Origin of the sequence: Demequina aurantiaca, assembly GCF_050598105.1 — a bacterium.
Taxonomy (GTDB): Bacteria; Actinomycetota; Actinomycetes; order Actinomycetales; family Demequinaceae; genus Demequina; species Demequina aurantiaca_A.
The window spans coordinates 2365005-2377044 of record NZ_CP192436.1 but is presented as its reverse complement, the minus strand read 5'-3'; the positions used below and the strand labels follow the sequence as shown (position 1 = coordinate 2377044).

Sequence of the window (12040 nt, the reverse complement as noted above, 5' to 3'; positions counted from 1 at the left end):
GTGACGGTCCATTCGTGGGTCAACAGGAGGAAAAATGAAGGTAAGGAAGGCAGTCCTAACGGGACTCGCTGCAACTGCAGCGGCAAGCCTTGTGCTCGCGGGTTGCTCGTCGTCAGACGACACCGACTCCAGCGCAAACCCCAGCTCATCGACGGACGCATCAGGCGACGCGATGGCGAGCGGCGGAGTAATCCGCACCAACGGCTCCGAGCCACAGAACCCGCTGATCCCCACGGCGACGAACGAGACCGGCGGCGGCAAGATCCTCGACGCCATGTTCGCTGGCCTGGTTTACTACGACGCGGAAGGCGCAGCGCACAACGACGTCGCTGAGTCGATCACGCAGATTGACCCCACCACGTACCAGATCAAGATCAAGCCCGACCTGACCTTCACCAACGGTGAGCCGGTCAACTCGGAAGCCTTCATCGGTGCATGGCAGTACGGAGCGCTGCTCAGCAACGCTCAGAACTCGAGCTACTTCTTCGAGGACATCGAGGGCTTCAGCTACGAAGAGGAGAGCCCGCTTACCGGTCTCACCGCTGTCGACGACCTGACCTTCGACGTCAAGTTGAACAAGGAGGCTTCGGACTTCCCGCAGCGCCTTGGTTACTCGGCGTTCTACCCGCTGCCTGCATCGGCCTTGGACGACATGGAGGCGTTCGGCGCCAACCCCGTCGGAAATGGCCCCTACATGCTCGCTGGCGCGGACGCATGGCAGCACAACGTTCAGATCGAACTCGTCACGAACCCTGACTACGACGGTGCGCGCAAGCCGGTCAACGATGGTCTGACCATCGTCTTCTATGGCGCGCAGGAAGCGGCTTACGCAGACCTGCTCCAGAACAACGTCGATGTGATCGACGGCATTCCGGACTCCTCGCTGCAGAGCTACCAGGCCGACCTTGGTGACCGCGCTGTGAACCAGCCCGCAGCCATCTTCCAGTCGTTCACCATCGCCCAGGACCTTCCTCACTTCGAAGGCGAAGAGGGTCAGCTACGCCGCGCGGCGCTGTCGATGGCCATCAACCGTGAGGAAATCACGAAGGTCATCTTCAACGACACCCGCACGCCGGCTAGCGACTTCACGTCGCCGGTCATCGATGGTTGGACCGACCAGCTCGACGGCGCGGAGGTTCTCGCGTACAACCCCGATGAGGCAGTCAAGCTCTGGGCCGAGGCAGACGCCATCAGCCCTTGGGATGGCACGTTCCAGATTGCCTACAACGCTGACGGAGGCCACCAGGCTTGGGTCGACGCGGTGAGCAACTCGATCAAGAACACGCTCGGCATCGAAGCGTCGGGCAACCCATACCCGACCTTCGGCGAGTTCCGTACCGACGTTCAGGACCGCACCATCCAGTCTGCCTTCCGTACCGGCTGGCAGGCGGACTACCCGGGTCTGTTCAACTTCCTGGGTCCGATCTACGCGACGGACGCTGGATCCAACGACGGCGACTACTCGAGTGCTGAGTTCGACGGGCTGCTGCAGGAGGGCAACACCTCCGCTGACGCCGCTACCGCGAACGACTTCTTCCAGCAGGCGCAGGAGGTTCTCCTGAAGGACCTTCCCGCGATTCCGCTGTGGTACTCGAACGTCAACGGTGGCTACGCCGAGGGCGTCGACAACGTGCAGTTCGGATGGAACTCCGTCCCGCTGTACTACGAGATCTCCAAGAGCTAGTTGACAAGATGGCCCGTCCCGCCCTACCGGCGGGACGGGCCGTTTTTGTTCCCCGGTAGCCTTGCCCAGCGTCAGGCACGCCCAGTGCGGGTGGCCCGGAACTTGGGACGTTTCGCGACAATTACTCCTAAACGCGGGGTAAAGTCTTTTTAGATTCACCGACCGTTAACCCGACTCAATGTAGAAACGAGGCGCGCACTTGCTGACGTACATCCTCCGTCGCGTGCTGCAGGCCATTCCAGTCTTTTTCGGCACGACCTTCCTGATCTTCTTCATGGTGTTCGCCATGCCGGCGGACCCCATTGCGGGGTTGTCGGGGGACAAGACGCTGAACCCGGCCGTGGCCGACCAACTGCGCGCGCAGTTCCACCTCGACCAGCCGTTCATCGTTCAGTACTTCCTTTACATGAAGGACTTCTTCTCGGGAAACCTGGGAGTCACCTTCTCAGGCCAATCAGTCAATGACGTCTTTGCGGCAGCTTTCCCGGTGACCTTGCAGCTGGTCGTCATGGCCGTGGTTCTCGAGTTCTTCCTCGCGGTTTTCTTCGGGCTCTTCTCGGGACTGCGCAAGGGCAAGCTCTTTGACAACATGAGCCTGGTGTTCGCGCTGGTCCTTAGCTCGATTCCGGTCTTCGTCGCGATGTTCCTCGCGCAGTTCTTCATCGCGTACAAGCTTGGCTGGGCTCCAGTGACGGTGGGGGCGAACGCGACACTGAGTTCGATGTTGTTGCCCGCCATCGTGATCGCGCTCACGGTGTACGTGACCGGAATGCGACTGATGCGAGGTTCCGTCATCGAGGCCCGTCAGGGTGACTACGTCCGGACCGCGTACGCGAAGGGACTGACCCACAAGCGGATCATTCCCGTGCACATCGCACGCAACTCGCTCATCCCGGTGATCACTAACTCGGCGGCGAGCTTTGGCGCACTCATCGCGGGAACCACCATCACCGAATCTATCTTCAACATTCCCGGCGTAGGCAACGTGCTCTTCAAAGCCATCCAGAACAGTGAAGTGCCCACCGTGGTGTCGTTCGTCACGATCCTGACGATCATCTATGTGGTCGTCAACATCCTCGTCGACCTCTTATATGCCGTCCTCGACCCAAGGATTCGCTATGTCTAACCGTGAACCCGAGCACTACGTCGCGCCAGTCGAAGACGTGACCGTCGACGTCGACGCGGTCAAGCTCAAGGAGCGCAAGAGCAACCTGTGGCTCGACGCCTGGCGCGACCTGCGTCGACGTCCACTGTTCTACGCTGCCGTGATCGTGGTGCTGATCGTCACTCTCATGGCGTTGTTCCCGAACCTATTCACCAGCGTGCCGCCGGACAAGGAATGCCTGCTTGCCAACAGCGACGGGTCGCCGACGGCCGGTCACCCGCTGGGCTTCACTCGACAGGGCTGCGACATCTACTCGCGGGTGGTGTGGGGAGCTAGGACATCCCTCTCCGTCGGAATCCTCGTGGTGCTCATCACGGCTGTGATCGGGATCCCGATGGGCGCGATTGCCGGCTTCTTTGGCGGCAAGCTCGACTCCTTCCTCTCGCGTGTGGGCGACATTTTCTTCTCGATTCCGTACTTCCTCGCGGCGATCGTCGTGATGTCGGTGCTTTCGGCTCACCGGAACGTGCTGACGATCTCACTGGCGATCGGTGGCTTTGCGTGGGCCTCGTTGTCGAGAATCCTGAGAGCGGAAATCCTGCAGGTAAAGAACAGCGACTATGTGATGGCGTCCGAATCCATTGGACGCGGCCGCATGCAGACTCTCCTCAATCACGTGTTGCCCAACTCGCTCACGCCCGTTATCGTGTCGCTGACCATCGCGCTTGGCGCGGCCATGGTGGCGGAGGCTTCGCTGAGCTTCCTCGGCATCGGCCTTCCTGCCGACGTCATGTCGTGGGGTAGAGACATCTCCGAGGCGGGTGTGTCCATTCGCACCGCACCCATGTCGCTCGTCTGGCCTTCGCTTGCATTGACCCTCACCGTGCTCGCCTTCATCGTGCTGGGCGAACTCATCCGAGACGCGCTCGACCCGAAGGCGAGGGCACGCCGATGACCGCTCAGAATCTGACCCAGGAGACCGACGTTATTTTGCAAGACGACCGCAACGTCGACCCCAACAAGCCCCTCGTCGAGATTCGCGACTTGGAAATTGGTTTCACCACCCAAGGTGGCGAGGTGAAGGCGCTCAAGGGCGTCTCGTTCGACATCTTCCCCGGCGAGACCGTAGCGATCGTGGGGGAGTCCGGTTCGGGTAAGTCCACGACCGCGCACGGCATCATCAACCTGCTTCCGGAGAACGGCAAGATCACAGGTGGCAGTGTGAAATTCGAGGGCAAGGACCTCACCACTGCCAAGAAGTCCGATTTGTACAAGGTGCGCGGCCGCGACATCGGCTTTGTGCCCCAGGACCCGATGTCCAACCTCAACCCGGTGTGGTCCGTGGGCTTCCAGGTGCGCGAGGCGATCAAGGCCAACGGCATCGCCTCCGGCAAGAAGGAAGTCAACGAACGCGCGATCCAGGTACTCAAGGAGGCCGGGCTCGGCGACGCAGAGCGGCGCATGGCCCAGTACCCGCACCAGTTCTCCGGGGGCATGCGCCAGCGCGTGCTGATCGGCATCGGCCTGGCCGCGAACCCCAAGTTGCTGATCGCCGACGAGCCCACGTCGGCTCTGGACGTGACCGTGCAGCGCGTGATCCTCGACCACCTCGAGGCTCTCACCAAGGAGCGCAACACTGCGTTGCTGCTCATCACCCACGACCTGGGTCTCGCGGCGGAACGCGCGACCAAGTTGATCGTGATGTACCAGGGCAAGATCGTTGAGGCGGGTCCGAGTCGCAAGATTCTGCAGGATCCGCAGCACCCGTACACCAAGCGCCTGATCGAGTCGGCTCCGTCGCTGGCCTCGCAGCGCATTTCCGGCGTCAAGGCCGCGCAGGAGGCAGCTTCCGATGACGCTGTCGATGTGGCCGCGATTGCCGCTAGGCACAGGGACGCTGCGGCCAGGCAGGATGCGGAGCCGGTGATCGAGGTGAAGGACCTGACGAAGGTCTACTCGATTCGCAAGGGAAACTTCAAGTCCGAGCCGCTCACGGCCGTGGACAGCATCTCGTTCAGCATCCCCAAGGGCACCACGTTGGCGCTCGTGGGCGAGTCGGGTTCGGGTAAGACCACCGCGGCCAAGATGGTGCTGGGCCTGGAGAAGCCCACCAGCGGCGAGATCATCTTGGACGGCACGAGCCTGACCAAGATCTCGTCGAAGGACCTCTTCAACATCCGCCGCAAGATGCAGCCGGTCTTCCAGGACCCCTACGGCTCACTGGACCCCCAGCGTTCCATTGGCGCGATCATCGGCGAGCCGCTCAAGGTTCACAAGGTGGGCGACAACGCCTCGCGCCGCGCCCGCATCATGGAGCTCCTCGACCAGGTTTCCATGCCGGCTGAGGTGGCGGACCGCTACCCCAACGAGTTGTCGGGCGGTCAGCGTCAGCGCGTGGCGATAGCCCGTGCTCTTGCGCTCAAGCCGGAGATCGTGGTGCTTGACGAGGCGGTATCCGCCCTGGACGTGCTCGTCCAGGCGCAGATTCTGCAGCTGCTCGCGGACCTTCAGTCGGAGCTTGGCCTGACCTACCTGTTCATCACTCACGACCTCGCCGTCGTGCGTGTGGTGGCCGACGAGATCGCGGTCATGGAGCAGGGCAAGATCGTGGAGTCAGGCACTGCGGATCAGATCTTCAGCAACGCTCAGACCCCGTACACCCAGCGACTACTCGAGGCCATTCCGGGCTCGGGCATCGATTGGGGCAACATTTAGCGGCACGCGCTAGAGGCTTAGCACCAGGAGTGCGAGCCCGGCGGTCAGCACCGCAATCGACAGCCAGTTGGGTCGGCGAGTAATCGCCTTCCCGCTGGCTGTCGCCGTTTGTGGCGCCTGGAGGTTGTCGTTCGCCGATGCCACGGCCGAGTGGTCCCCGCCGGCGGCCGATGCATCGGCCGGGGTCGCGTGGGTGGTCGTGGCTTTTTTCCACGCTTGGTAGGCGTCGTCGACGAGGTGCGCCGCCACGCCGGAGGACGTCGCGGTGGAGGTCCCTGGGCCGTCCGAGTAGATCAGCGTGGCGATCTCTGGGTCCCACTCGGCTTCGCTCTTCTTGACCGAGCGGGACTTCATGGCCCCGGGGGCGGGCGCCGCGAAAGCGGAAGACTTGGATGCATCGTCCGCGTGCAATTCGAGAGCCCAGCGGGTGCTGATCGACGCGAGGCGTGAGAAGGGCACGGTGGCGGTCGTCAGCACGTTGACGAGTTCGGCGCGGTCCTCGTAGACGTCGACGCTGGGCCGGAAGTACGCGGCGTAGGCGAGTGCCGCGAAGATGGCCATGATGCCGAAGACCGGGCGGGCCTGATACCAGCCGCCGCCAATCAGTACCACGAGCGAGATCAGGGCGCACATCCCCATGACGATGCTTGAGTAGACGATTGAAGAGCGCGCGCGAAACCGAGTCATGGGCTAATCGTGCCACGGGGCGCCGGCGTGCAACTAGACTTAACTCCCGTGGCTCTAACTATCGGAATCGTCGGACTGCCCAACGTTGGCAAGTCCACCATGTTCAATGCGCTGACCCGTGCGGGGGTGCTCGCTGCGAACTACCCCTTCGCGACTATCGAGCCCAACGTCGGAGTGGTCTCTCTTCCGGACTCGCGGCTGGCTAAACTCGCCGAAGTCTTCGGATCGCAGAAGCTGCTCCCGGCTACCGTGTCGTTCGTCGACATCGCCGGGATCGTGAAGGGCGCCTCCGTGGGCGAGGGGCTCGGTAACGCGTTCCTCGCGAACATCCGCGAGGCCGACGCGATCTGCCAGGTCACCCGCGCCTTCGCGGACCCGGACGTGGTGCACGTGGACGGCAAGGTGGACGCGGCCTCGGACATCGAGACCATCAACACCGAGCTGATCCTCGCGGACCTGCAGACCATCGAGAAGGTCATCCCGCGCATCGAGAAGGACGTCAAGATCAAGAAGGCGGAGCCCGGCTACCTCGCCGCGGTGCTCAAGGCCCAGGAGATCCTCAACGAGGGCAAGGCGCTCAGCGCCGGGGCCAAGGACGCGAAGCTCGACCTCGCGGAGATCAAGGACCTCTCCCTGCTCACCGCCAAGCCATTTATCTACGTGTTCAACACGGACGATGCGGGGCTACTGGACACCGAGATGAAGGCCGCGCTGTCGGCCCAGGTGGCGCCCGCCGAGGCGATCTTCCTCGACGCCCAGTTCGAGTCCGAGCTCGTCGACCTGACCGAGGACGAGGCAGCCGAGATGCTCGCCGACTCCGGTCAGGAAGAGGCTGGCCTGGACCAGCTCGCGCGCGTCGGATTCGACACGCTGGGCCTGCAGACGTACCTCACGGCCGGCCCCAAGGAGTCGCGCGCCTGGACCATCCACAAGGGTTGGACCGCGCCGCAGGCCGCGGGAGTCATCCACACCGACTTTGAGAAGGGCTTCATCAAGGCCGAGGTCGTGGCTTTCGATGACCTCATGGAGTTCGGCTCCATGGCCGATGCGAAGGCCGCGGGCAAGGTGCGCATCGAGGGCAAGGACTACGTGATGCACGACGGCGACGTGGTGGAGTTCCGCTTCAACGTTTAGTGCGGCTAGACCGCGAGGTTTGGCTACTGCCCTGGACGGTTAGGAATATCGGCATCCCACATCAGGTCTGCTCCCTCATTGAGGGGGAGAGCTTCGATACCAGGGTCCTGGACTAAAGCCGCTACCAGTTCGTGGCTGCCGGCGACCACTGTGGAGTCGAAGTCGATTTCGGTCACCATGACCCAGCTTCGGTCCGCCGGCCAAAGGATGCTCGGAGACTGCGGGAATTGCGGGGAACGGTGCCAAGGCACCTGATTCACCCAACTCTGCTGGCGGTAGAACTGTGGTGCAGAGTCGAAGAGGTAGTAGGTGCGACCCGGCAACTCGAGTGTTCCTCCGTTGACCATCTCAGCCGGAAGCAGGCCCGAACCAGGTTTGCTTTTTCGCCTGAAGAATCGGGAGGGGCGTTTCACTGATGTTCCGCCATCTGAAAGTGTGAGCTGGGCAAAACCATCGGAACTTGGCAATCCACCCCATCCTTCCCAGATGGCGGACACGCCCTCGTCTGGCGTGGAGGTGTGTTCACACAGCCTCGCGGCCACTGATGCCAAAATGTCTGGTGCGAGGTTGCCGGTGTCGGGTTCCGAGTATCGCCAGCCCGCGCTGTCCAATATTTCCTGCGTGTTCCGTTCCACTCCAACGAGCCGATGGAACTGGGCCAAGGGGTGCATCTCGGTACCGAATGAGCCCGCCACTTCAGACCACCCGACCGCCTGCTCGTCGAGGGGAAAGATGCCCATTCGAGGATGACCGTGCCATGTGCCGGTGTCCTGTGGGCGGTCCCGCAACACCGGATGGAAGATCCTGGCGTAGGCGGGGAAGCCCCTTGGTACGACGGAGTGCATGTCATGCCACACCGTGTCCAGCGAAGGCTTGAGCCACTCGCCGGCGGTGGCATCGGGCATCGCGTCCATGGCGACAGCCTAGCCTCTGGAGTAGGGATGAAACCTGTGTGTGCCAAACGGCGCATCTGCCGCATGGCGTCGGGCTATGTGCACCACAGCCGTGACAAGGGGGCCGCGCTGGGTGCGTGTTCCCGAGGGGAATTTGGCGTGCCGAGGTCGGCCAGCCCCGGCCGTCTCAGCGCCGACCTCATGGTTGAGGTCCTCGACGCGTTGTTGAGCATCTGACAACCAGCCAGTCCCGTCACGGTCGCTCACGCGAGCACCGCGACTAGGGATGTCGTCGGAGATGCGCGACTATGTAAAGCACTCTATCCTTTATCGCCTGTTAAGGATATGATAGTTGCCATAGGGGGTCGCAATGAGCGGTTATCGCATTGATCGCGAGATGCGTGAACTCGGAGATCACGTCAGGGGCTGGCGGATGGTGCTCAACCTGACGGCCCAGCAGGTGTGCGAACGAGCTGACATCTCGCGCCCGACGCTGCGCAAGATCGAATCTGGTGACGGGGGCGTGAGCTTCGGGTCCATGGCCCAGGTCCTCAGAGCACTGGGCCAGCTCGACGGCGTGGTAGCTGCGCTCGACCCGCTGAGCAGTGACATCGGTCGCCTCAGAGCTGAGAGTCTGACAAGGAAACGCGCCCGATGACCACGGTCGAGACGTTCGTCGACCTCGCCGGCCACACTCGCTTCGTCGGCCGTGCCGATTTCACCCGTAGCCGCGGCGCCGTGTCCACCACGTTCCGCTACGACGCTGGCTATCTCGCGGACCGCGAGACCATCAACATCGACCCTTCCCTACGCCTGGTTGAAGGTGCCCAGCACGTCACCGGATTGTTGGCAGCGTTCGCGGACACGGCACCTGATCGATGGGGCCGGAACCTCATCGACAGGGCTGAGCGTGCGGGTGCGCGCGCCGAGGGTCGCCGGCCGCGCTCTCACGACGATGTCGATTACCTTCTCGCGGTCTCGGACAACACACGTCAAGGCGCACTGCGCTTCCGCATGGCCGGTGATGCTGAGTTCGTGGGCGAACCTTCCCGTGTTCCCCAGCAAATCTCGCTGCCTCACCTATTGCATGCCAGCGACCGGCTCTCCGCTGACGCCGAAGCGACCGAGGCGGTCAAAGAACTGCTCAACACCGGCACCACGGGGCTCGGCGGTGCTCGCCCTAAGGCATCTGTGCTGCTCGAAGACGGCTCTCTCGGAATAGCGAAGTTCCCTCACGCCTCCGACGAGTGGGACGTGATCGCCTGGGAGGCCGCGGCGCTAGACCTTCTGGGTGACGCGGGGATCCGTGTCCCTCAGCATGAGCGTGTGCGGGTCGCGGACCGCAGCATCTTGCTGCTGCGACGCTTCGACCGCGACCATCACAGTGCACGCCGCGCGTATGTCTCGGCGATGACGGCCACCGGCTCTCGCGACGGCGATCGACGTGACTACGCGGACATCTTCGCCGCAATGCGCGACATGGCAGACGCCCCTCGTGACGAGTCGCGCGAGCTGTACGACCGAGTGATCGCCTCTGTGGCGCTGGGCAACACTGATGACCACTTGCGCAACCACGGCTTTGTCGCTGTGGGTCCTCGGTGGGCGCTCAGTCCCGCGTTTGACGTGAATCCCAACCCCGACCTCGCCAAGTCCCGGGCAACGTCCATCGCCGGTGCCACCGAGCACGACGACGAGATCGAAGGGCTGCTGTCCTTGGCTGACGACGCTGGTCTAACACTGGATCAGGCACGGCGGCGATTCGCCCACATGGCCGCCGTGATGAAGAACTGGCATGAGAGCGCTGCCCGCCATGGCATCCCCGCGCGTGAGGTGGCGATGATGGCCGACAGTATCGAACCCAGGCTAGAGGCGGTGGCGAAGGCTGGGTCCGCTGGGAGTTGAGGTGCCTCGCGTCTGCTCTAGCGTTGTTTGACTGGCGGCACCTATCGCTCCCGCGCAACCTCGGGATATTTGACCTAGCCGACCGCCCGCACTTGCCAAGAAGTTATTCGGTTACGGAGCGCGGTCGAGTTCCGCTTTAACGTATAGCGGTAATAACGCTCTTCGTTATGCAGTGAGCGCGATCAGATCGTTCGGCAGCAACGACACGGAACGACTGTGGCGGCGTGAGCGGGTGCCCTCTATCGATCCTCGGATCTATTCGGTGGCGTTACGCAAGCTCCGCCACGTGGGATCCGCCGGATCGCTCGATGACCTGCGAATCCCACCCGGACACCGGCTAGAAGCGCTGGAAGGCGATCGGATTGGGCAACAGAGCATCGGGATCGATGACCAGCGGCGGATCTGCTTCGTGTGGACCAGCGCGGGCGCGGCAAAAGTACTCGCCGGCCCGACGATCTTTCGCGTGCCGCGTTTGTCGCCGATGTCGTCGCCGTGATCGAGACACTCGCTCCTCGCCAGCGCGTGACGCTCGTCGGTTAGTCGATGGGTGCCGCACATCGATACCGGAGGTCCTCACCTATTCCGTCACGCCAGGCTGCTCACAAACTCCGTGAGAAGAACACCTAGCGCGCTGAGACCTTCAGTGTGTTGATGGTTCTGGTGATGCGCTCACCGTCTTTCTCGAGGAAGACGATCTCGCCGAACTCGAGATGCGACCAGTCGTCACCCTCGGTCAAGGGCTCGGAGGCGAATATGACACCGGTCGCGTCATCCTCGCCGCTCTCCTCAAAGTCATAGGTCGTTGCGTCGTGTTCGAAGTTGCGCCCCATCAGTAGGTACATCGGTTCGAGGAGCATCGAGAGCGCGAAGTCGTCGCTGTCGGGAGCTGACTTCCGCAGCTCCTTCCAGTCGCCGGCGGGGTTGGTCTCACCCTGGTGACCGAGGCCGACGTTGACACCGATGATGCGGCCGGCCGACACGAGGGCCATCTTCAGCTTGGTCAGCGCGCCGAGGTCGAGGTCCTTCATAGCCTGGGCGATCAGCTCGATGAGCTTCTCGATCGCTCGTTGGACGTCCTCGTTGCTGTCACCCTCGAGCAGCGAGAGGAGTAGCACGTAGATGAACTCGGTGTCCGTGTTCCCGCGCATCTGTTTTAGATACCGATCCTCGCAGTGCTGCAGCAGCTCGCGCTGCAGGAGCTGCCAGTTGGGCAGGTAGCCATTCTGGGCGACGATCCACGGGGTCTCCTCGAAGGAGAACGGGTGGCAGTTCTCGTCGGCCATCACGACCTTCGAGTTGTACGCCGCGGCTCGCACATGCGCCAGCATCGTGCTGGCCTGGAGGCTGGGGATGATCCGACTGGCATTGTCGTCGTAAAAGGCCGCCATAGGTCGGCGGTAGATGAAGGGTTCTTCGGGCTTCAGCAAGTGCTCGCCCCAGATCCCGAATCCCCATCCGGCCAACTGGAGCTCGGGGTGCCGTTCCGGGTCGAGTGCCTGGTTAATCAGGCTGTTCTCTGGCCTGAGTAGGAGGTTCTCCAGGGGTGTCTCAGGACCGAGGTAGGCGAGCACGCGGCACATACGTCTCCTTCGTTGGGCTCCTGCCATCCTATCCTCGTTGCAGGGAGCCGGTGCTGGTCGCGGTGGCGAATCCGCGCCGGTGGCGGTTGCGCCGAGATCGTCTGGGTGAGCGGTCGGCGAACGCCCCCGCCGACAACGGCAAGCACCGCGAGCCGTCAGTTCCGGACCTCCTCATTCCAGCGACGGTGGAGGGTTGACTGTGCTCGCTGTCGACAAGGACTTCGACTTGAACGCCGCGGCAGCCGGCCAGCCATTTGAGACATTGCAGGTCATCTCAACAGCACACTGAAGTTAGTCGGCTACGGAACGTGGTGGAGTTTAGATTTAACGTGTAGTTCTG

Annotated in this window: 11 protein-coding genes; 8 read left to right on the top strand and 3 right to left on the bottom strand. The window is 62.8% G+C overall.

Annotation, left to right across the window (positions count from 1 at the left end; translation table 11 throughout):
• Positions 1–34: 34 nt before the first annotated feature.
• The 4 genes from ACQU6B_RS10810 to ACQU6B_RS10795 all read left to right on the top strand — a co-directional run bounded on the left by ACQU6B_RS10810 (position 35) and on the right by ACQU6B_RS10795 (position 5504).
• Entirely contained in the window at positions 35–1684 is a 1650-nt protein-coding gene (locus ACQU6B_RS10810) for a peptide ABC transporter substrate-binding protein (RefSeq protein ID WP_430867560.1), read from the top strand.
• A 199-nt stretch (positions 1685–1883) separates the two neighbouring features.
• On the top strand, positions 1884–2810 hold the full coding sequence (locus ACQU6B_RS10805) for an ABC transporter permease (protein ID WP_430867559.1): 927 nt from the start codon (positions 1884–1886) through the stop codon (positions 2808–2810).
• Positions 2803–3744 carry an ABC transporter permease gene (locus ACQU6B_RS10800; RefSeq protein ID WP_430867558.1) on the top strand — a complete coding sequence of 314 codons (942 nt, stop codon included), beginning with the start codon at positions 2803–2805 and terminating at the stop codon, positions 3742–3744. The genes ACQU6B_RS10805 and ACQU6B_RS10800 overlap by 8 nt, the downstream gene beginning before the upstream one ends.
• Positions 3741–5504 carry an ABC transporter ATP-binding protein gene (locus tag ACQU6B_RS10795; protein WP_430867557.1) on the top strand — a complete coding sequence of 588 codons (1764 nt, stop codon included), beginning with the start codon at positions 3741–3743 and terminating at the stop codon, positions 5502–5504. Before ACQU6B_RS10800 ends, ACQU6B_RS10795 begins: the two co-directional genes overlap by 4 nt.
• A gap of 9 nt (positions 5505–5513) precedes the next feature.
• On the opposite strand, the gene ACQU6B_RS10790 is transcribed toward ACQU6B_RS10795, so the two are convergent.
• Positions 5514–6191, bottom strand: coding sequence for a hypothetical protein (locus ACQU6B_RS10790; protein ID WP_430867556.1), 678 nt, complete (start codon positions 6189–6191; stop codon positions 5514–5516).
• 48 nt (positions 6192–6239) lie between these two features.
• Here ACQU6B_RS10790 and ychF point away from each other — a divergent pair, with 48 nt between their 5' ends.
• Complete coding sequence (ychF, locus tag ACQU6B_RS10785; protein WP_430867555.1) at positions 6240–7325, top strand: redox-regulated ATPase YchF; 1086 nt, start codon at positions 6240–6242, stop codon at positions 7323–7325.
• A 23-nt stretch (positions 7326–7348) separates the two neighbouring features.
• On the opposite strand, the gene ACQU6B_RS10780 is transcribed toward ychF, so the two are convergent.
• On the bottom strand, positions 7349–8239 hold the full coding sequence (locus ACQU6B_RS10780; protein ID WP_430867554.1) for a hypothetical protein: 891 nt from the start codon (positions 8237–8239) through the stop codon (positions 7349–7351).
• Between the two features lie 349 nt (positions 8240–8588).
• On the opposite strand from ACQU6B_RS10780, the gene ACQU6B_RS10775 reads away from it, so the two are divergent.
• The 3 genes from ACQU6B_RS10775 (at position 8589) to ACQU6B_RS10765 (ending at position 10616) form a co-directional block, all read left to right on the top strand.
• On the top strand, positions 8589–8876 hold the full coding sequence (locus ACQU6B_RS10775) for a helix-turn-helix domain-containing protein (RefSeq protein ID WP_430867553.1): 288 nt from the start codon (positions 8589–8591) through the stop codon (positions 8874–8876).
• Positions 8873–10120, top strand: a complete 1248-nt coding sequence (locus ACQU6B_RS10770; protein ID WP_430867552.1) for a type II toxin-antitoxin system HipA family toxin — start codon at positions 8873–8875, stop codon at positions 10118–10120. Before ACQU6B_RS10775 ends, ACQU6B_RS10770 begins: the two co-directional genes overlap by 4 nt.
• 172 nt (positions 10121–10292) lie before the next feature.
• The gene (locus tag ACQU6B_RS10765) at positions 10293–10616 is read left to right on the top strand and encodes a type II toxin-antitoxin system RelE/ParE family toxin (protein ID WP_430867551.1); all 324 of its coding nucleotides are present in this window, start codon (positions 10293–10295) and stop codon (positions 10614–10616) included.
• Positions 10617–10743: 127 nt separating this feature from the next.
• Here the strand turns inward: ACQU6B_RS10765 and ACQU6B_RS10760 are convergent, their stop codons facing one another.
• Positions 10744–11700: a class II glutamine amidotransferase gene (locus tag ACQU6B_RS10760; protein ID WP_430867550.1), complete on the bottom strand. Its 957-nt coding sequence runs from the start codon at positions 11698–11700 to the stop codon at positions 10744–10746.
• Positions 11701–12040: the final 340 nt, after the last annotated feature.